This is a genomic window from Micromonospora sp. BL1 (assembly GCF_003667485.1).
GTDB lineage: Bacteria > Actinomycetota > Actinomycetes > Mycobacteriales > Micromonosporaceae > Micromonospora > Micromonospora tulbaghiae.
Genome location: NZ_RCVK01000254.1, coordinates 1 through 17,862, shown reverse-complemented (window position 1 = coordinate 17,862; position 17,862 = coordinate 1). Strand labels below are relative to the sequence as shown.

The window sequence follows — 17,862 nt, the reverse complement described above, 5'->3', positions numbered from 1 at the left end:
GGACCGCCCGGACATCGACTCCGGCCGTCACGAGGAGGGCACCATGACCGTCCCCCTGCCGCCGCTGCCGCCCACCGCCGACGACGCGTACCGGCCGGGTGGGCGCAGCGTCGCCGACCTCGTGGACACCGAGCACCGGGCGCTGCTGGGGCTGGCCGACCGGGTCACCGATCCGGCGCTGGACGCGGCCGGCCGGCGCGAGGTGCTCGACGTCCTGACCGCCGCGGTGTCCCGGCACCTGTCCGCCGAGGAGCAGTACCTGTTCCCGGCCGCCCGCGCCGCGATGCCGGACGCCGCCGAGCTGGTCGAGCGGGAGATCGAAGCCGACGCCGGGCTGCTGACCGCGCTCAAGGAGCTGTCCGGGGCGGACGACCCGGCGGTCGCGGACGTGGCCGACCGGGTCCGCCGGCACGTCAGCCGTGTCGCGGCGCTGGTCACGCCGCTGCGCGAGGTGGCCAGCGACGCCGATCTGATCCGGCTGGGCAACCGGTGGGAGATCGCGGAGGAGGCGGCGCCGACCCGCCCGCACCCCGGCACGCCCGCCACCCCGCCCTGGAACAAGATCGTCGAACCGGCGGTCGGGGTGCTGGACAAGGTGCGCGACGCGGTCACCGGACGGCGTACCCGGCTGAGCGACCTGGAGCATCCGCGCGAGGGGTGAGCCGATCGCCCCTTCCGTGTATCGGTTCGTGGTCCTACCGTCACGGTATGGATCTGGAGCTGCGACACCTGCGTGTGGTCTGCGCGATCGCGGAGACGGGGAGCGTCACCAAGGCCGCCTCGGCGCTCGGCCTGGCCCAGCCGGCGCTGACCGCCCAGCTTCAGCGGATCGAACGGGCGCTGGGCGGGCCGTTGTTCGAACGGGACCGCCGCGGCGCCCGTCCCACCGCGCTGGGTGAGCTGGTGCTGGACCGGGCGCGGGTGCTGCTGCCGGCGATGAAGGGCCTGCGGGACGAGGCGGCCCGGATGGCCGGTGCGGGCGATCCGCTGCGCCGGTACCGCTTCGGCGGGGTGAACAGCCCGATCCTGGGTCGGCTGGTGCACCGGCTCGCCGCCGAGCGGCCCGACGCGCAGATCACCACGTACGGCTCCTGGTCGGTGGACGAGCTGGCGCAGATGGTGGCCGGTGGCCGGCTCGACTTCGCGCTGACCGGCGTGTGCGGCGACTCGACGCCGTCGGCGGGGTTCGGGCTGAGCTGGCGGGAGGTGGCGGTCGAGCCGATCTGCGTGCTGCTGCCGCAGACCCACCCGCTGGCCGGCCACGCCGAGGTCGACCTGGTCGACCTGCGGCGCGAGCGGTGGGTCGCCGCGCCGGGCGACGGCTGCTTCGGCGACTGCTTCGCCGCCGCCTGTGCCCGCGCCGGCTTCACCCCGAAGAAGGTGTACGAGGCGGACGTGCGGGCCGCGCTGGACCTGGTGGACGCGGGCGAGGCGGTGGCGTTGTGCCAGGCCACGTTCCGTCCGGTGGCCGGGCTGGTCACCCGCCGGCTCGCCGGCACGCCGCTGCGCTGGCGGCTGCTGCTGGGCTGGCATCCGGACGTGCCGGCCGCGGCGGTGGCCGAGCCGGTGCTGGCGGCGGCGGTCGCGGCGTACACCGACGCGCTGGCGAACCATCCGGAATACCTGGGGTGGCTGCTGGCGCACCCGGAGTTCGGTGTGCAGCCCAACGGCTCGGGCGGGGTGCGAATCGCCTGAACCCGGGTATCACCGGCGACATGACTGATCTGTATCCGGCCGCCGACCAGCGGGAGCTGCTGCGCCAGGCGGCCACCGCGCACACCAGCGCCTCCGCCGAGGTGGAGGCGTTCCTGCGCCGGTTGCCGGAGGTGCCGGGTCCGGCCGACGTGACCGAGTACGCCAACCTGCTCAGCCGCGAGGAACGCGCCCGGGCCGACCGGCAGGCCGCGGCGGACGCGGCCGGGCTGCGGCTGCCCAGCCTGGAGTCGGAGTAGCCGGCGGCGCCCGGGCGGTGGTCCGCCCGGGCGCCGTCGTACCGGCTCAGCGTTCGACGAGTACGTCGTGGCCGAGGTCGAGCAGGGCGTGCCGCCACTCGTCGTCGGCGTTGCCCCGGCGTGGCCGCTGCGCGGTCAGCTCCCGGATCCGGGTGATCGCCTCCTGCATCACCTCGATGTCCTCCGGCGTGAGGTCCACCTTGCGCTTGCGCAGCACGGCGAGGATCTGCCGGCCCGGCTCGGGCAGGTCGAGGTCCGGATCCGGGCCGAACGCCTCCTCCCCCGAGCCGCGGGTCAGCAGCCACTGCCGCAGCGTCTCGGAGGGCACGTTCACCTCGGCGTGGAAGTCGTCCCAGATCACCTCGACCTCGGGGTCGAGTCGCGCCTCGCGTACCATCACGCCTCCTCTCCCGGCGGCGGCCCGGATGCCGGCTCGCCCTCGTTCGGTGGGTGCTGTTTCAGGCCCTCCGGCGGCACCCGCACCCGGGCCGGGTTCGCGGTCGGGGCCGCCTCGATCGGTTCACCGGCCCCGGTGTCGTCGGGGACTTCCTCGGGTTCGGTCATGTCCGCCCTCCGGTCCTTCGGTGACGGCCCGTCCCGGTCCGGCCGGGACGGGCCCCGGCCGGTCATCGGGGATGGGACGTGGTGGCCGGCGTGTAGCCGCGCTCACCGGCGGCGACGTCGAAGACGAGCTGGCCGTCGCGGGTGTCGACGGTGACCTTCTGCCCCGGTGAGACCTCGTGCTCCAGCAGCATCCGGGACAGCCGGTTGTCGACCTCGCGCTGGATCACCCGGCGCAGCGGGCGGGCGCCGAACTCGGGCTGGTAGCCGTGTTCGGCGAGCCAGTCGACGCCGGCGGTGCTGAAGTCGACCTGGATGTCCTGGGCGTGCATGCGGCGGCGGGTCTCCTCCAGCAGCAGCCCGGTGATCTGGCGCAGCTGCTCGGCCTCCAGCCGCTGGAAGATGATCACCTCGTCGATGCGGTTGAGGAACTCCGGGCGGAAGTTCTCCTGGAGCCGGCGCATCAGCCGCTCCCGCAACTCGTCGCTCTCCTGCTCGCCGGGCGCGCCGGTGGCGAACCCGACGGTGCGCTGGGTGCCGGTGATCAGCTCCGAGCCGAGGTTGCTGGTCATGATCAGGACGGTGTTCTTGAAGTTCACGGTACGGCCCTGGCTGTCGGTGAGCCGGCCGTCGTCGAGCACCTGGAGCAGGATGTTGAACACGTCCGGGTGCGCCTTCTCGATCTCGTCGAGCAGCACCACCGCGTACGGGCGGCGGCGTACCGCCTCGGTGAGCTGGCCGGCCTCCTCGTAGCCGACGTATCCGGGCGGGGCGCCGACCAGCCGGCTGACCGTGTGCCGTTCCTGGAACTCGCTCATGTCCACCCGGACCATCCGGTCCGCCTCGCCGAACAGCGCCTCGGCCAGCGCCCGGGCCAGCTCGGTCTTGCCCACGCCGGTCGGGCCGAGGAACAGGAAACTGCCCATCGGCCGCTCCGGGTCGGCCAGGCCGGTACGGGACCGGCGTACCGCCTCGGCGACGGCGGTGACCGCGTCGTCCTGCCCGATCACCTTCTCGTGCAGGTGCCCCTCCAGGCGCAGCAGCCGGTCGCGTTCCTCCTCGGTGAGCTGGGTGACCGGGATGCCGGTGGCCCGGGAGACCACCTCGGCGATCTCCGTCGGCCCCACCTCGGGCACGTGGCTCGGCCCCTCGTCGCCACGGGCGCGGCGGACCTGGTCCTCCAGTTCGGCGAGCCGGTCGCGCAGCGCGGAGGCCCGCTCGTACTGCTCGTCGGAGACCGCCTGCTCCTTGTCCCGGCGCGTCTCGTCGAGCTGCTGCTCCAGCTCGCGCACGTCCTCGGCGGGGGTACGGGTGCGCAGCCGCACCCGGGCGCCGGCCTGGTCGATCAGGTCGATCGCCTTGTCCGGCAGGAACCGGTCGGTGACGTACCGGTCGGACAGCTCCGCGGCGGCCACCAGCGCCTCGTCGGTGAACCGGACCTGGTGGTGCGCCTCGTACCGGTCGCGCAGGCCGCGCAGGATCGAGATGGTGTCGTCGACTGTCGGCTCGGGCACCAGCACCGGCTGGAACCGGCGGGCCAGCGCGGCGTCCTTCTCGATGCTGCGCCGGTACTCGTCGAGCGTGGTCGCGCCGATCACCCGCAGCTCGCCGCGCGCCAGGGCCGGCTTGAGCATGTTCGAGGCGTCCATCCCACCCTCGCTGCCGGCGCCGCCCGCGCCGACCAGCGTGTGGATCTCGTCCAGGAAGATGATCAGCTCCTCGCGGTGGGCGCGGATCTCGTCGATCACCTTCTTCAGCCGCTCCTCGAAGTCGCCCCGGTAGCGGGTGCCGGCGACCAGGCCGGACAGGTCGAGCTGGATCACCCGCTTGCCGATCAGCGTCTGCGGCACGTCGCCGTCGCAGATCCGCTCCGCGAGGCCCTCCACGATCGCGGTCTTGCCGACACCGGCCTCGCCGATCAGCACCGGGTTGTTCTTGGTGCGCCGGGACAGGATCTCCACCGCCTGCTCGATCTCGTCGGCCCGGCCGACCACCGGGTCGATCTGGTCCATCCGGGCCAGCTCGGTGAGGTCCTGGCCGTACTGGTCGAGCGTCGGGGTGCCGCGGTCCGGGCGCGGGGCGTTCGTCGCGCCGCGCTCGGCGCTGGCCGCCTGCAACGACTCGGGCTGGATCCGGCCGGCGGCGAGCATCCGGCCGGCCGGCGACTCGGGGTTCAGCGGCAGCGCCATCAGGATGTGCTCGGGACCGATGTAGTTGGCGCCCATCGCGCGGGACAGCTGGTGGGCGTCGAGCAGCGCCCGCTTCGCGGCCGGGGTCAGCGACAGGTTCGGCGGCACCTCGCCGCGCGGCGCGCCCTCACCGCGCCCGCCCAGCGCGCCCAGCAGCGCGTCCGGGTCGGCGCCGGCCCGGCGGACCAGGTCGCGCAGCGGCTCGCGCTGCAACGCCGCCCAGAGCAGGTGGTCGGTGTCCAGGTCGTTGCTGTGCTTCTGCGCGGCGCGGCGGGCCGCGTCGGCGAGCATCTCCCGGGCGTCGGCGGTCATCAGGCGGGTGATGTCGACCCGGTGCGCCGGCCGGCGTCCCCCCTCGCCCCGGCCGAAGTATCGGGCCAGGAACTCGTCCCAGGGGTCGTTGCCGAAGTCACCCGGTCCCATCATCTCGTCCTCCGCAGTCAGTCGGCACGACCGGCACCCGGCACGCGCGGCACGGTCGGCGGTGGCTACCCGGCGGTCGGCGCGACAAACGCCACCGGATGGCAGGCTGGGGGCATGGAGAGCAGACCGCTGCTGATCGTGGACGGCGCGAACGTGGTGGGCTCGCGCCCGGACGGCTGGTGGCGGGACCGGGCCGGCGCGGCGGTCCGGCTGCGCGACGCGCTGGCGCCCGTCGGGGAGGCGGGGGTGCCGCCGGAGCTGCCGCCGCCGGTGCAGGTGGTGCTGGTGGTGGAGGGCGCGGCCCGGCACGTGGCGCCCGCGCCCGGCGTGGAGGTCGTCTCCGCGCCCGGCTCCGGCGACGACACGATGGTCGAGCTGGTCGCCGCCGCGCCGGACCGGCGGCGGGTGGTGGTCACCGCCGACCGGGAGCTGCGCGAGCGGGTGACCGCGCTGGGCGCGGAGGTACGCGGCCCGCGCTGGCTGGTCCGCTAGGTCACCTGGTCCCGTCAGCAGGACCGAGGAGTCCGCCGGCGGGACTGCCCGATCCCGTGTGCCGGACTCTTCGCGCACGTCAGGGCCGGAACCGGACACCGGGGCCGCAACGCCGCGAGGGTGGATGTTCGTCCACCCGCCGGGATGGGTTGTAATGGAGATCTCTTCCGCCCCCAGGAGGTCCCCGTGGCGAGCGTCGCCGAGCTGAAGGCCGCCATCGATGTCGCTCTCCAGCAGATCGGTGACGGCCAGACAGCGGTGCAGGCGGCCGGCGAGAAGCTGGCCGAGGCGCAGCAGACGCTGGCCGGCGCGCTGGAGGGCAGCGGCCACGAGACGGTCGAGGCGGCCCAGGCCTCGTTGACACAGGCCGGCCAGGAGTTGGAGGAGTGTCTGGCCGCGACACTCGTCGCGGTGGAGCAGGCTCAGATCTACGTCGCGACGCTCTGAGGCCGGCCTGTGTCCATCGTCGAGGACATCGGCGCGCAGGTGCGCGCCGCCGCCGAGGAACTGCCGCTGGCACAGCTCGCCGCCGCGCTGGAGAAGCTCGGCCAGGCGCAGGAGCGGCTGCGCTGGGTGCGCCAGGAGTCGTCCGACCCGATGGGGGTGCCGGAGCTGTCCTCGGCCACCGAGCACGCCGAGACCGCGGGCTACGCGCTGCGTGTGGCGCAGGAGCAGCTCACCGCGTACCTGGCCGCGATCGGGCTGGCGCCGGACGGCGCACGGCCGGCGCCGCCGGGCGAGCGGCCGCCCCGGCACGACACGCCTCGCGGCGAGGACCCGCCCGCACCGGGCCCGGCCGCCGAGCCGGGTGAGCAGCCGGCGGTACGGCGCTGGTGGGCGGTGCGGGTGGCGGAGCTGACCGGCGGCCGGGAGGGCGCGCCGGACGAGCCGGACGAGCGCGTCGAGGACTCCCACGAGCTGCTGCGCCGGGTGGTGGCCGGGATCCGCTCCGGCGACCGGGACCGGCTGCACCGCGAGTTGCGCCGGGCGCACGCCGACGTGGGGCTGGGGCTGGCCGCGATCACCCCGCCGCTGCTGCGCGAGCTGGCCGGTGAGCTGCTCGGCCATCCGCCCCGCGCGGACGACCTGCCCCGGCTGCGCGGGGCGCTGGACTCCCGGGTCCGCGACCTGCTGCCCGGGCTGCCGCGGCCGGTGCTGGACACGCTGCTGACCCGGGTGTGCCGGATGCCCCCGCCGCGCCGCGACGACGACGCGGAGCAGCCGCACGCGGCCGACCCGGCGGTCACCGCGGGCGTGCTCGCCGGCGTACTGCTCGACCGGCTCGGCCGGGACCTGCCCAAGGACACCGACGATCGGGAGCCGTCCCGTGGCTGACGTCCGCGCTCGACTGGTGACGCGGGTCCGGGGGATGCTCTCCGAGGCCCTGGGCGCCACCCGTACCCGGCTCACCGCCGCCGAGGCCGAGCTGGCCGCCGGGCGGGACCGGCTGGCCCGTACCCGCAAGGCCGCCGCCGCGGTGCCCGCCCGGGTGGGCGCCGCCCGCGACCGGCGCCTGGCCGAGATCGACGCCCGGCACACCGCCCGCCTCGCCGAGCTGGCCCGCCGGGCCGCCGCCGCGGCACAGCGGGAGGCGCCCGGCGCGGCGTCCGCGCCCTGGGACCGCTGGCAGGCCACGCCCGCCGGCCGGTCCGAGCCGCCCGGCGCGTTGCGCGTCGGCACGGTACGCCTCGACGGCGCCGAACCGGTGCCGGCGCTGGTCCCGCTGCTGGACGCCGGGCACGCGCACCTGGCCGGCGGCGACCGGGACGGGCTGGCCGCCGTGGTGCCCGCGCTGCTGCTGCGCTCGGTCGGGCGGGCCGACCCGGGCGCGGTGCGGCTCTACGGGTACGACCCGGAACACCTGGGCGGCGGCCTGGCCGGGTTCGCGCCGCTCGGCACGGCCGGGCTGCTCACGTTCGTCGGGCCGGGCGGGCTGGGCCGGCTGCTGGACGACCTGGTGGAGCAGATCCGCCGGATCAACGCCACGGTGCTCGCCGGTGAGTACGGCTCGCTGCGCGAGCTGGCCGCCGCGACCGGACGCCGCCCGGAGCCGTGGCGAGTGGCGGTGCTGCTCGGCGGCGACGAGCTGTCCCGGCACGAGCGCGGCCAGCTCGACCGGGTGGTGCGTACCGGCGCGGCCTGCGGCGTGCACCTGGTGGTCCGCGGCATCGAGCTGCCGGACGACCCGACCGTCACCCGGATCACCGTGGAGCGGGACGACGCCCGGGTGGCCGGGCTGCCGGTGGTGCTCGACGCGCCGCCGCCGCCCGCCCTGGTCACCGAGACGTGCCGCACCGTCGCGTCCCGGGTGGCCGCCGGCCCGCCGCCGACGCCGTTCACCGACCTGCTCCCGCCGCCGGACGAGTACTGGCGGGAGGACTCGGCGCACGGGCTCAGCGCGCCGGTCGGCGAGGGCCCGCACGGGCGGCAGGTGCTGCTCACGCTCGGCGACTACCCGCCGCACGCGTTGATCGGCGGCCCGTCCGGCACCGGCAAGACGAACCTGATCTTCGCTTGGATCGGCGCGCTCGCCGCCCGCTACTCCCCCGCCGAGCTGGAGTTCTACCTGCTCGACTTCAAGGAGGGTGTGTCCTTCGCCCGGTTCGCGCAGGGCCGCCGCGACCCGAGCTGGCTGCCGCACATGCGGCTGGTCGGCATCAACGTGAACACCGACCGGGAGTTCGGGCTGGCGCTGCTGCGCTTCCTCGCCGAGGAGCTGCGCCGCCGCGCCGACGCGGCGAAGAAGCACGAGGTCACCAAGCTGGCGGAGCTGCGCGCGGTGGACCCGGAGGGGCACTGGCCGCGCATCGTGGCGGTGGTCGACGAGTTCCAGGCGCTGCTCGCCGGCCGGGACGTGGTCGCCCGGGAGGCCGCCGACCTGCTGGAGGACCTGGCCCGGCGGGGCCGGTCGCAGGGCATCCACCTGGTGCTCGCCTCGCAGGACGTGCGCGGCATCGAGGCCCTGTGGGGCCGGCCCGCGCTCGTCGCCCAGTTCACGCTGCGGATCGCGCTGCCGAAGGCGCTGCGCATCCTGGCCGAGCGCAACGACGCGGCGCAGTCGCTGCCCCGCCACCACGCGGTGATCAACGCCGAGTCGGGCCTGGCCGAGGGGAACGAGGTGGCCCGGATCCCGTCGGCCAGCGACTGGGAGACGTGGAGCGAGCTTCAGCACCGGCTGTGGCGGATGCGCCCGCAGGACGCCGCGCCGGCCCGGCTGTTCGACGGCGACGCGATCCCGAAGCTGGCCGAAGCGCCGGACTTCCGCGCGCTGACCGCGCCGGAGCAGGGCGTGCCGCGCAGCCCGGTGGCGCTGCTCGGCGAGATCATCGACGTGCAGGCCCGCTCGGCGGCGCTGCGGCTGCCCCGCGCGCCGGGCCGCAACCTCGCCGTGCTGGGCACCCGGGTGGACGAGGCGTGCGCGGTGCTCGACGCCGCCGCCCGGTCGCTGGCCCGGCAGTACCGGCCCGGCACCGCCCGGTTCTCGATCGCCTGCCTGGACCCGGACGCCGACCCGGCGGCCCGCGCCCTGTACGAGGACCTGGAAGGCGACGCCTCCTGGTACGACGAGGAGACGGTGCCGGAGCTGATGGCCGAGGTGGGTGACGGGCTGGGCGCGCCGGGTGCGGCGCGTACCCCGCACTTCCTGCTGCTGTACGCGGTGGACGCGGCGGCCGCGGCGCTGGCCGGCAAGGCCGGTACGCGCACCGGGCTGGAGCAGTTGCGCCGGATCCTGCACGACGGGCCGGAACGGCGTACGCACGTGCTGGCGTGGTGGCGTGGGGTGGCCCGGATGCGGGTCGACCTCGGCGGCGCGGGCGCGCGCACGGATCAGATCGGCGCCTGGGTGGCGCTGGACGTGCAGGGCGGTGAGCTGGGCTCCTCGCTGTATCCGGGCAGCGGCGGGCCGGACTGGTATCCCCGGCCGTGGCGCGGTCTGTACTTCGACCGGGCGGTGCACCGCACCGGACAGGTGATCATCCCTTATGGTCCCTCCCGATGAACGAACCGGTTGCCAGTGAGACGTACAACGCGCAGATCCGCCGGCTCGCCGAGCTGACCGCCCGGGTGTCCGCCCAGCGGGCCGAGGCGCACACCTGGTACGCCCAGCAGGTGGCCGCCGCCGGCCGGGCGGTGGCCGAGGCGGAGGAGCAGGTGCGGCAGGCCGAGGCGGAGGTGGCCGAGGCGTCCCGGCTGGTGGAGCGCGTCGACGGCGAGGTCACTCACCTGTGGGCGCAGTTGCGGGCGCGGCTGGGCATGGGCGCCCGGCGGCTCGGTGACCCGCCCGGCCCGGTACGCGGCGCCGCCGGTGATCCGGTGCCGCTGCTGCGGGCGGTCCGGGAGCTGCTGGACCGCACCGGGGCGCCGGGTGAGCTGCCCGGCTCGGTGAACCCGCTGCTGGTCGCGTGCGGGATCGGCGGGGCGCTGGTGGCGTACGCGCTGGGGGTGGGTGCGCGGGCGCTGGCCGCCGGTTCCAGCGGTGACCTGGCGGTGGGCCTGCCGGTGCTGGCGCTGGTGGTGACGCTGCTCGGCCCGGTGATCGGGCTGGCGCCGGCCCGGCTGCTGGCCGACCGCCGCCACGCGGTGCTGACCCCGCGCCCGATGATCCTGGTGGCCGCCTCCGGCCTGGTCACGACCCTGCTCCTGCTGACGGTGACCTACACCCGCTGACCGTCCCTCCCCACGCGCCCCCTCTCCGGCCGTCGATCATGAGGTTGGCGGCGCGACACGCCGTCGCGCCGCCGGTCAACCTCATGATCGCGCCCGTCAGGCGGGGGTCAGGACGGCCTCCTTCAGGAGGCGGCGGGCCAGCACCAGGCGGTCGGCGTCGTCGTCGAGGCCGGGCAGGTCACCGACCCTCGTCACCTCACCGGTGAGCAGGGCGCGCAGCGCCGCCTCGCAGGTGCCGGGCAGCGTGAGCGTCCGGTCGGGCACGCGCAGCGTGACCCGTCCGCCGGCGGCCGGGGTGAGCTGCCAGCGCAGGCCGCCGCGCACCGCCACCTCGCTGTCCGCCGTGAGCCGGGCCAGCGCCTGCGCCTGGGCCAGCGGCCGGATCGGCGCCGGGCGGGCGGCCGGCCAGACCCGGGCGCGCAGCCGGCCGGCCACCGCCGCCGGGTCGGCCCGCAGCAGCCAGTCGCGCAGCGCCTCGACGGTCTCGGTCAGCTCCGGCTCGATCGCGTCCGCGTCGGCCAGGTCGAGCCCGAACGGCAGGCTCGCGCGCAGCCGCGCGTCCTCGGCGGCGAGCGCGAGCAGTTCCTCGACCACGGCGTACCGGGTCAGCGCCCGGATGCCCACGGTCAGGTGCAGCGAGCTGGAGTCCTGCGCCTGGGCGCTGTGCAGCCAGCCGCGCGGAAGGTAGAGCGCGTCGCCCGGTTCGAGCACGACGTCCAGCTCGGGGCGCCCGTCGGCGGTCGCGGAGACCTCGTCGGCCCGGCCGCCCCAGGGCTGGCGCTCCAGCGGGTCGGCCAGCACCGGCGGGTGGATCCGCCAGTGCTTGCGCCCGTCCACCTGCAGCACGAACACGTCGTGCGTGTCGTAGTGGGTGGCGAAGCCCTGACTGCCGGCCGGCGTCAGGTAGGCGTTCACCTGCAACGGCTGGGCCAGCGCGGTGCCCAGGTCACGGGCGAAGTCGACGAGCGCCGGCCAGGTGCGGTGCAGGCCCTGCAACACCAGCGTGGCGCCGTCGGCGTACAGCGCCAGCACCTTCTCGTCGAGGACCTGGTCGCCGATCTCGGCGCCGGCGCCACCGCCGCCGGTGAACCGCGCCGCCGGCACGAGCTGGCCGTCCTTGGCGACCCGCAGGAACGGGGTACGCAGGCCGCGGCGGCTGAGCAGCTCGTCGGCGTCGGCGGGGCTGAGCAGGTCGGTGAAGCCGTCCGGGTTGGGCAGTTCGGCGGCGCGGGACAGCAGCGGGCTGCGCCCCCAGTGGTCGGCGGCGAACTTGGCCGGCTCCACCGCCACGCACCGGGCCAGCGCCTCGGTCGCGGAGAACGGAACCGCCGGGCGGCCGTGGCCACCCGGCGGGTCGACGTGCGTCGTGCTCATGTGTCAGGCGCTGCCGTCGGCGCCGCCGTCGCGCTGGCCGGGGGTCGCGCCGCCGTCGGCCGGGCCCTCCGCGCTGCCGTCCGCGCCACCGTCGTGCTGACCCGGGGTCGCGCCGCCGTCGGCCGGGCCCTCCGCGCCGCCGTCCGCGCCACCGTCGTGCTGACCCGGGGTCGCGCCGCCGTCGGCCGGGCCCTCCGCGCCGCCGTCCGCGCCACCGTCGTGCTGACCCGGGGTCGCACCGCCGTCGGCCGGGCCCTCCAGGCCGCTGCCGCCGCTGCTCTGGATGTCGTCGTCGTTCAATGCCATGGGTGCTCCCTCGGTGTGCCGCCCCGCGTGGTGCCGGGGTCCGTGTGCAGCGGGTGGTACCCCACGCCCGATCTTCTCTAACCACACCGTAGACGCCCGGACGCCGCCGTACGGACGGTTCGCGGGGCAAGCGGCCGGGACGGGTGGATGCCAGGATGGCGGGAGGACGACGCGAGGAGACGCACGTGACGCAGCCGGAGCCGCTCACCCCGCTGACCGAGGACTGGCAGCGGGCGCTCGCCGTGGTGGCACACCCCGACGACCTGGAGTTCGGCGCCGCCGCCGCGGTGGCCCGCTGGACCGGGCAGGGCAAGGAGGTCGTCTACTGCCTGCTCACCAGCGGCGAGGCGGGCATCGACGGGATGTCGCCGGAGCGCGCCCGGGTGGTGCGCGAGGAGGAGCAGCGCGCCTCCGCCGCCGTGGTGGGAGTGTCGGCCGTCGAGTTCCTCGGCCTGCCCGACGGGCTGCTGGAGTACGGCGTGCCGCTGCGCCGGGCGATCGCCGCCGTGGTGCGCCGGCACCGGCCGGACGTGGTGCTGACGAACAACTTCCGGGAGACCTGGGACGGTGCGTACGCGCTGAACCAGGCCGACCACATCGCCTGCGGCCGGGCCACGCTGGACGCGGTCCGCGACGCCGGCAACCGCTGGATCTTCCCGGAGCAGCTCACCGACGGCATCCAGCCGTGGTCGCGGGTGCGCGAGGTGTGGGCGGCCGGGTCGCCGGCAGCCCGGCACGGGGTGGACGTGAGCGACACGTTCGACCGGGGCGTGGCGTCGCTGCGGGCGCACGGGGCGTACCTGAGCGGGCTCGGCGACGGCAGCTTCGACGCCGAGGAGTTCCTGGAGGGCATGGCCCGGCCGGCCGGGCGCCGGCTCGGCGCGCGGTTCGGCGCCACGTTCGAGGTCTTCCCGATCAACCTTCAGTAGGGCTGCGGCGATGTTCCTGGTCGGCACGTCGGGCTGGCAGTACCGGGACTGGCGGGAGCGGTTCTACCCGGCCGGGCTGCCGCAGCGGCGCTGGCTGGAGCACTTCGCCGCGCGGTTCGCCACCGTCGAGGTGAACAACGCGTTCTACCGGCTGCCGGAGCGGGACACGTTCGTCGCGTGGCGGGAGCGTACGCCCGGCGACTTCTGCGTGGCGGTGAAGATGAGCCGCTACCTGACCCACGTGAAGCGGTTGCGCGACCCGGCCGAGCCGGTGGCCCGGTTCCTGGACCGGGCGTCCGGGCTGGGCGACCGGCTGGGGCCGGTGCTGGTGCAGCTCCCGCCGACGCTGCGCGCCGACCCGGACGCGCTGGCCGACGTGCTGCGCCGGTTTCCCGCCGACGTGCGGGTGGCGGTGGAGCCGCGGCATCCGTCGTGGTGGACCGACGACACCCGGCGGGTGCTGGAGCGGCACCGGGCGGCGCTGGTCTGGGCCGACCGGCTCAGCCGGCCGGTCACCCCGCTGTGGCGCACCACCGACTTCGGTTACCTGCGGCTGCACGAGGGCCGGGCACGGCAGTGGCCGCGCTACGGGCGCGCCGCGCTGGCCGGCTGGGTGCGCCGGCTGGCCGGGGCGTTCGGCGACGGCGAGCCGGCGTACGTCTACTTCAACAACGACCCGGGTGGCGCGGCGATCGTCGACGCGGTCGCGTTCGCCGGGCTGGCCCGGCGGGCCGGGCTGCCGGTGTCCCGGACGCCCGCGGCCCGCCCCGCCGAGGGGGCGGGACGGGCCGGTCCGGTGCCGGATCAGGGAATCATCTGACGCAGGTCACCCGGCATGGTGGCCTTCACGTCCTCCCACTCGCCCTGGGTCACGTGCCGGCGCAGCGTGTCCAGCACGACCTGCACCACCCGCTGCGCGCCGCCCTCGGCGTCGTACGGGAAGCCCTGGCGCACCTCGTACAGGAAGTCGTCGCGGTTGAGCTTGATCGGCACGTTCTCCGGCTGCCAGCCGTCGAAGTAGATCCCGCGCACCAGCACCGGCAACTGCTGGGCGAACTCGGTGCTCTCCTGCACCGGCAGCCGGTCCCGCAACAGGTGCAGCACGGTACGCAGCGCGGCGTAGGACTGGTTGCGCCGTTCCTTCGGCCAGCCGTACGCGGACTCGATCTCCTTGAGGATCACGTTCGTCTTGTCCAGCGAGGACTCGAACGCGGACAACAGCTGTTCGGCCATCGGGCTCACCCCCGTGCTTCGGTCTCCCAGCGTCGGTCGTCGGCGCGGCGCGGCGGACCGCTGGGGCCCCGCCACAGCCGGGTCGGGCTGAACCGGCCGGGCCGTTCGCCCCGCCGTGCCGCCTCGGAGCTGCCGACCACGTGCAGTACGCCACCGCGGCGTCGGTCCGCCACCACCCGTACCGTCATGACCCACCTCCTCGTCGCGGCGCCCGAGCCGGCGCCCACGGTCCATGCTGCGCCGGGGGCGGGTGAGCGGACCTCACCCGTACCGGGTGAGACGCTCAGGCGTCCAGCAGGCCGGCGAGTGTGGTGGCGTTGCGCTGCGCGTAGTCCTGGTAGCAGTTGTTCATCAGCACGTGCGTCTGCCCGGTCTGGCCGGCCAGCTCGCGCAGCTTCGGCGCCCAGTCGCGCAGTTCCCGCTTGGAGTAGTCGTAGCCGAACTTCTCGTGGATGTCCTTGCTGGTCCACTTGTCGCTGTGCCCATGGAACCGGACCACCGCGAGGTCCGCGGTGGCCGCCAGCACCGGCGGGACGGACGACTTGTGTCCCTGCGGCATGTCCACACAGACGAACGGCAGCTCGTGCTCGCGCAGGAACCCGAGCGTCTCCTCGGCGTTGTCGCCGTCGAACCAGGACGCGTGCCGGAACTCGAAGACCGGGCGCAGCGGCGCGCACCGCCGCTCCACCTCCAGCAGGTACTGCTTGTTGGCCCGCTTGATGGTGAACCAGGGCGGGAACTGGAACAGCAGCGCGCCCAGCTTGCCGGCCTCGACGAGCGGGTCGAGGGCGGACAGGAACCGGGTCCAGACCTCCTCGTACGCCTGCGCGGGCAGGTCGTCCGGGTAGACGTTGCGCTTGTCCGTGTCCGGGCGGAGGTCCTTGTAGAGCGCGGAGACGCGGGTGGGGTGGCCGGTCAGCAGGCTGAACGCCTTGACGTTGAACGTGAACCCGGCCGGCGTGCGCTCGGCCCACAGCCGGGCGGTCCGCTCGGCCGGCGGCGAGTAGTAGGTGGCGTCCACCTCGACCAGCGGGAACTGCCGGGCGTAGTAGGACAGCCGTTTCTCCGGCGTGTCGGCGCTCGCCGGGTACCAGCCGGAGTCGAGCAGCGTCCGGTCGGTCCACGAGGCGGTGCCCACCTTGATGTCACCCATGGGGGCAGTTCACCGCGTCGGGGACCGACCGGCAACCGGAACGGCGTTCAGGCCGCCCGCCGCTCCCGGGTCTGCTTGCAGGCCACGCAGGAGGTGGCGGACGGGAAGATCTCCAGCCGCTCCACCGGGATGGGCGCGGTGCAGCCCTCGCAGAAGCCGTAGGTGCCCTCGTCCAGGCGGGTCAGCGCGTGCTCGAACTGGGCCCGCCGGTCCAGGATGGTCCGCAGCAGCGACTGCGCGGTGTCCCGCTCGGCGGTCTTGGTGCCGCTGTCGGCCTGGTCGTCGCCGGCGGTGTCGCCGACCTCGACCAGCCGCAGCACCTGGCTCTGCGCCACGGTCTGCTCGTACTCGGCGGTCAGCTCGTCGTACCGCGACCGCAGGGACTGCCGGATCTGGTCGACCTCCGCCTGGGAGCGGCCGGTGGCTGTCGTGTCGTGGACGAGCATCGCTGCCTGCCTTTCCTACGTCCTCATACCGGACCGGGGCGGCCAGCGCCCCGGACCCGGTCCGACTGTGCGAGCGCGGGCGACGAGATCACCCGTGCTCTGTGAGCCGGGCGATTACCCCCGCCCACGGCGGGCCAAACCGGCTGTTTCCTGAGTGTTTCCGGTGAGTCCGCAGCCCCTGGTCAGGCGGCCTCGACGAGTGCCGGACGACGCGGGTCGTCGGCCCGGACCACCACGTCGGCGAAGGACGCGGGGACGACCTCGTCGGCGTAGCGGGCGAAGGCGGGCAGGGTCCAGCGCAGCGCGGGATCGGTGCGCCGCGTGAGCGCCGACGGGGAGAGCACGAGGTGGACGGTGACGTCGAAGGGCAGCGCGCCGCCGAGCAGCAGCGCGCCGCTGACCAGCACCACCCCGCCGGGCGGCAGGTCCACGTACGCGGCGCGGCTGGCCCGGTCGGCGGCGGCGTCCCACAGCGACGGCAGCAGCCGGCCGGAGCCGTCCGGGCCGGCCGGGTCGAGCACCTCGCGGCGCAGTCCCGGTTCGTCGAGCCAGCTCTCGTAGTACGCGTCCGGGTTGGTGCGGCCGTGCTCCAGGCGCACCGAGGCGGGGCGGAGGAAGTCGTCGGCGCGCACGTGCAGCACCGGCCGGCCGGCGGCGCGCAGCGGGTCGACGAGCGCTTCGGCGAGCGCGTCCGGCCGGGCGGCGGGCGGGCCGTCCACGGCGACCCGCAGCCGGCCGGGCGTCCCGGTGCGGGCGAGACGCTCGGCCAGCTCGGTGACGAGCAGGTCGGGGCTGATCGGGCGCACGCGCATCGGACCATCCTGCCGCGCGGGCGGGCGGGTCACCACATGATCGCTCCGGGCGGTCGGGGCTCCGTCCGGCGGCGGTCGGCGGGTGGTGGTCCCGGTGGTCAGCCGGTGCGGTCGATGGTGACCCGGGCGTCGTCGGCGAGCCGGTAGCCGACGCCGTAGACGGTGGTGACGAGCGGGACGTCCACGCCGACCTTGCCGCGCAGCCGGCGCACGTGCACGTCGACGGTGCGGACGCCGGCGTGCTCGTACCCCCAGACCGCGTTGAGCAGTTGCAGCCGGGTGAACACCCGGCGCGGGTGGGCGACCAGGTGCAGCAGCAGGTCGAACTCCAGGCGGGTCAGCGGCAGCGGCTCGCCGTCACGCAGCACCGACCGGGACGACGCGAGGATGTGCAGGGTCGGGATGGTCGGGGCGAGCGGGCGCGCCGGAGCGCGGCCGGCCGGGACGGCGTCGGGCCGGCGTTCGGCCGGGACCGTGCCCGCGCTGACCACCGCGTCGCCGCGTTCGAGCATCTCGCGGGCGGCGTCGAGCAGCCGGCGGGCGGCCGGGGTGAGCGACTCCTCGCAGGCCAGGGGGATGGTGAGGGTGACGGTGAGCATGGGCGCGGCAGCGGTGTTGGCGGGACGGCGCTGGCCGCCGGGGGGACGACCGGGGACCGCGGGTTGGGACGTATGCCATCCGGCGCGCGACGAGGCGGGGCTGACCGACATGGTCCTCCTTGGGCTGGTCCGGGTATCTCCCCACGGCCCGGGACGCCGCTTCATCGATGCTTCCCGGCGTCTCTGCGAGGGTCAAGGGGCGGCCGCGTTGCATGAATGTGACATTTGACGAACACATCGCAGCCGTGCGCTCGCTCTGCGTGCGAGGCCCGTTGATTACAGCAGAGCACCGTTTCGCGGTGGTACGGGGGGTCTCCCCGGGGGTTCACAATGGCGGATCAGCGGCGGACGTGAACGCGGCGCACCCCGGGTCCGGGTGCGCCGCGTGCCGGTCGGCCGAGGTCAGGCGTCGCGGTCCACGACGATCTCGGCGTCGTCGGCGAGGCGGTAGCCCACGCCGTACACGGTGGTCACCAGCGGCGTGTCCGGCCCGAACTTGGCCCGCAGCCGGCGGACGTGGACGTCGACGGTGCGCGCCACGGCGTGCTCGTAGCCCCAGACGTTCGCGAGAAGTTGCAGTCGGGTGAACACCCGGCGGGGATGTTCGGTGAGGAACAGCAGCAGGTCGTACTCGATGCGGGTCAGCGGGATCTCGGCGCCGCCGTGGCGGACGCGCCGGGTGCCGGTGAGGATGCGCACGCCGCCGGGGGCGGGCGCCGCGGGGG

At 75.3% G+C, this 17,862-nt stretch carries 22 protein-coding genes; 10 read left to right on the top strand and 12 right to left on the bottom strand.

Annotated features, from left to right (window positions below; all coding sequences use genetic code 11):
* Window positions 1–43: 43 nt before the first annotated feature.
* From EAD96_RS17485 to EAD96_RS17475, 3 genes are read left to right on the top strand one after another with little or no spacing between them, the layout of a single operon-like run.
* Window positions 44–661, top strand: coding sequence for a hemerythrin domain-containing protein (locus EAD96_RS17485; protein WP_121685086.1), 618 nt, complete (start codon window positions 44–46; stop codon window positions 659–661).
* Between the two features lie 47 nt (window positions 662–708).
* Entirely contained in the window at window positions 709–1,695 is a 987-nt protein-coding gene (locus EAD96_RS17480; RefSeq protein WP_047893392.1) for a LysR family transcriptional regulator, read from the top strand.
* 20 nt (window positions 1,696–1,715) lie between these two features.
* Window positions 1,716–1,952, top strand: a complete 237-nt coding sequence (locus EAD96_RS17475) for a hypothetical protein (protein ID WP_120570108.1) — start codon at window positions 1,716–1,718, stop codon at window positions 1,950–1,952.
* Window positions 1,953–1,998: 46 nt separating this feature from the next.
* Here the strand turns inward: EAD96_RS17475 and EAD96_RS17470 are convergent, their stop codons facing one another.
* The 3 genes from EAD96_RS17470 to EAD96_RS17460 form a co-directional block, all read right to left on the bottom strand.
* On the bottom strand, window positions 1,999–2,349 hold the full coding sequence (locus EAD96_RS17470) for a DUF3140 domain-containing protein (protein ID WP_120570109.1): 351 nt from the start codon (window positions 2,347–2,349) through the stop codon (window positions 1,999–2,001).
* Entirely contained in the window at window positions 2,349–2,516 is a 168-nt protein-coding gene (locus EAD96_RS31215) for a hypothetical protein (protein ID WP_162959103.1), read from the bottom strand. The genes EAD96_RS17470 and EAD96_RS31215 overlap by 1 nt, the downstream gene beginning before the upstream one ends.
* Window positions 2,517–2,578: 62 nt before the next feature.
* A complete protein-coding gene (locus EAD96_RS17460) occupies window positions 2,579–5,128 on the bottom strand; it encodes an ATP-dependent Clp protease ATP-binding subunit (RefSeq protein WP_121685068.1) in 2,550 nt (849 codons plus the stop codon).
* 111 nt (window positions 5,129–5,239) lie between these two features.
* Between EAD96_RS17460 and EAD96_RS17455 the strand changes: the two genes are divergently transcribed.
* From EAD96_RS17455 to EAD96_RS17435, 5 genes are all read left to right on the top strand, one after another.
* Entirely contained in the window at window positions 5,240–5,617 is a 378-nt protein-coding gene (locus tag EAD96_RS17455) for a hypothetical protein (protein WP_120570112.1), read from the top strand.
* Window positions 5,618–5,803: 186 nt separating this feature from the next.
* Complete coding sequence (locus EAD96_RS17450; RefSeq protein ID WP_091428014.1) at window positions 5,804–6,064, top strand: hypothetical protein; 261 nt, start codon at window positions 5,804–5,806, stop codon at window positions 6,062–6,064.
* A 9-nt stretch (window positions 6,065–6,073) separates the two neighbouring features.
* Window positions 6,074–6,952, top strand: a complete 879-nt coding sequence (locus EAD96_RS17445) for a hypothetical protein (RefSeq protein WP_120570113.1) — start codon at window positions 6,074–6,076, stop codon at window positions 6,950–6,952.
* On the top strand, window positions 6,945–9,617 hold the full coding sequence (locus EAD96_RS17440; protein ID WP_121685067.1) for an FtsK/SpoIIIE domain-containing protein: 2,673 nt from the start codon (window positions 6,945–6,947) through the stop codon (window positions 9,615–9,617). The genes EAD96_RS17445 and EAD96_RS17440 overlap by 8 nt, the downstream gene beginning before the upstream one ends.
* Window positions 9,614–10,285: a hypothetical protein gene (locus tag EAD96_RS17435; protein ID WP_120570115.1), complete on the top strand. Its 672-nt coding sequence runs from the start codon at window positions 9,614–9,616 to the stop codon at window positions 10,283–10,285. The genes EAD96_RS17440 and EAD96_RS17435 overlap by 4 nt, the downstream gene beginning before the upstream one ends.
* A gap of 96 nt (window positions 10,286–10,381) precedes the next feature.
* Here the strand turns inward: EAD96_RS17435 and EAD96_RS17430 are convergent, their stop codons facing one another.
* Both EAD96_RS17430 and EAD96_RS17425 read right to left on the bottom strand, forming a co-directional pair.
* On the bottom strand, window positions 10,382–11,659 hold the full coding sequence (locus tag EAD96_RS17430) for a cupin domain-containing protein (RefSeq protein WP_121685066.1): 1,278 nt from the start codon (window positions 11,657–11,659) through the stop codon (window positions 10,382–10,384).
* A 3-nt stretch (window positions 11,660–11,662) separates the two neighbouring features.
* On the bottom strand, window positions 11,663–11,965 hold the full coding sequence (locus EAD96_RS17425) for a hypothetical protein (protein WP_013476987.1): 303 nt from the start codon (window positions 11,963–11,965) through the stop codon (window positions 11,663–11,665).
* Between the two features lie 185 nt (window positions 11,966–12,150).
* Here EAD96_RS17425 and EAD96_RS17420 point away from each other — a divergent pair, with 185 nt between their 5' ends.
* Window positions 12,151–12,894 carry a PIG-L deacetylase family protein gene (locus EAD96_RS17420; RefSeq protein WP_121685065.1) on the top strand — a complete coding sequence of 248 codons (744 nt, stop codon included), beginning with the start codon at window positions 12,151–12,153 and terminating at the stop codon, window positions 12,892–12,894.
* A 10-nt stretch (window positions 12,895–12,904) separates the two neighbouring features.
* Window positions 12,905–13,714, top strand: a complete 810-nt coding sequence (locus EAD96_RS17415; RefSeq protein WP_121685064.1) for a DUF72 domain-containing protein — start codon at window positions 12,905–12,907, stop codon at window positions 13,712–13,714.
* Here the strand turns inward: EAD96_RS17415 and EAD96_RS17410 are convergent.
* From EAD96_RS17410 to EAD96_RS17380, 7 genes are all read right to left on the bottom strand, one after another.
* Window positions 13,699–14,127, bottom strand: coding sequence for a DUF2267 domain-containing protein (locus EAD96_RS17410; RefSeq protein WP_120573804.1), 429 nt, complete (start codon window positions 14,125–14,127; stop codon window positions 13,699–13,701). The two genes, EAD96_RS17415 and EAD96_RS17410, sit on opposite strands and share 16 nt — an antisense overlap.
* A gap of 5 nt (window positions 14,128–14,132) precedes the next feature.
* Window positions 14,133–14,315 (bottom strand): hypothetical protein, encoded by a 183-nt coding sequence (locus EAD96_RS17405; protein ID WP_013476990.1) that lies wholly within the window; start codon window positions 14,313–14,315, stop codon window positions 14,133–14,135.
* Window positions 14,316–14,410: 95 nt separating this feature from the next.
* Window positions 14,411–15,280, bottom strand: a complete 870-nt coding sequence (locus EAD96_RS17400; RefSeq protein WP_120570120.1) for a DUF72 domain-containing protein — start codon at window positions 15,278–15,280, stop codon at window positions 14,411–14,413.
* 47 nt (window positions 15,281–15,327) lie between these two features.
* Window positions 15,328–15,726 carry a TraR/DksA C4-type zinc finger protein gene (locus EAD96_RS17395; protein ID WP_013286049.1) on the bottom strand — a complete coding sequence of 133 codons (399 nt, stop codon included), beginning with the start codon at window positions 15,724–15,726 and terminating at the stop codon, window positions 15,328–15,330.
* A 182-nt stretch (window positions 15,727–15,908) separates the two neighbouring features.
* Window positions 15,909–16,538, bottom strand: a complete 630-nt coding sequence (locus tag EAD96_RS17390; RefSeq protein WP_121685063.1) for a uridine kinase — start codon at window positions 16,536–16,538, stop codon at window positions 15,909–15,911.
* A 98-nt stretch (window positions 16,539–16,636) separates the two neighbouring features.
* A complete protein-coding gene (locus tag EAD96_RS17385) occupies window positions 16,637–17,248 on the bottom strand; it encodes a winged helix-turn-helix domain-containing protein (protein ID WP_120570122.1) in 612 nt (203 codons plus the stop codon).
* 291 nt (window positions 17,249–17,539) lie between these two features.
* The coding region (locus EAD96_RS17380) for a winged helix-turn-helix domain-containing protein (protein WP_233585922.1) at window positions 17,540–17,862 on the bottom strand (323 nt) is incomplete at its 5' end.

Excerpts from the sequence above, each read along its gene's own strand:
- EAD96_RS17455 (WP_120570112.1), top strand. The coding sequence starts at position 5,240 with ATGGAGAGCAGACCGCTGCTGATCGTGGACGGCGCGAACGTGGTGGGC.
- EAD96_RS17470 (WP_120570109.1), bottom strand. The coding sequence starts at position 2,349 with ATGGTACGCGAGGCGCGACTCGACCCCGAGGTCGAGGTGATCTGGGAC.
- EAD96_RS17395 (WP_013286049.1), bottom strand. The coding sequence starts at position 15,726 with ATGCTCGTCCACGACACGACAGCCACCGGCCGCTCCCAGGCGGAGGTC.
- EAD96_RS17485 (WP_121685086.1), top strand. The coding sequence starts at position 44 with ATGACCGTCCCCCTGCCGCCGCTGCCGCCCACCGCCGACGACGCGTAC.
- EAD96_RS31215 (WP_162959103.1), bottom strand. The coding sequence starts at position 2,516 with ATGACCGAACCCGAGGAAGTCCCCGACGACACCGGGGCCGGTGAACCG.
- EAD96_RS17475 (WP_120570108.1), top strand. The coding sequence starts at position 1,716 with ATGACTGATCTGTATCCGGCCGCCGACCAGCGGGAGCTGCTGCGCCAG.
- EAD96_RS17400 (WP_120570120.1), bottom strand. The coding sequence starts at position 15,280 with ATGGGTGACATCAAGGTGGGCACCGCCTCGTGGACCGACCGGACGCTG.
- EAD96_RS17435 (WP_120570115.1), top strand. The coding sequence starts at position 9,614 with ATGAACGAACCGGTTGCCAGTGAGACGTACAACGCGCAGATCCGCCGG.
- EAD96_RS17405 (WP_013476990.1), bottom strand. The coding sequence starts at position 14,315 with ATGACGGTACGGGTGGTGGCGGACCGACGCCGCGGTGGCGTACTGCAC.
- EAD96_RS17390 (WP_121685063.1), bottom strand. The coding sequence starts at position 16,538 with ATGCGCGTGCGCCCGATCAGCCCCGACCTGCTCGTCACCGAGCTGGCC.
- EAD96_RS17480 (WP_047893392.1), top strand. The coding sequence starts at position 709 with ATGGATCTGGAGCTGCGACACCTGCGTGTGGTCTGCGCGATCGCGGAG.
- EAD96_RS17415 (WP_121685064.1), top strand. The coding sequence starts at position 12,905 with ATGTTCCTGGTCGGCACGTCGGGCTGGCAGTACCGGGACTGGCGGGAG.
- EAD96_RS17410 (WP_120573804.1), bottom strand. The coding sequence starts at position 14,127 with ATGGCCGAACAGCTGTTGTCCGCGTTCGAGTCCTCGCTGGACAAGACG.
- EAD96_RS17385 (WP_120570122.1), bottom strand. The coding sequence starts at position 17,248 with ATGTCGGTCAGCCCCGCCTCGTCGCGCGCCGGATGGCATACGTCCCAA.
- EAD96_RS17460 (WP_121685068.1), bottom strand. The coding sequence starts at position 5,128 with ATGATGGGACCGGGTGACTTCGGCAACGACCCCTGGGACGAGTTCCTG.
- EAD96_RS17430 (WP_121685066.1), bottom strand. The coding sequence starts at position 11,659 with ATGAGCACGACGCACGTCGACCCGCCGGGTGGCCACGGCCGCCCGGCG.
- EAD96_RS17425 (WP_013476987.1), bottom strand. The coding sequence starts at position 11,965 with ATGGCATTGAACGACGACGACATCCAGAGCAGCGGCGGCAGCGGCCTG.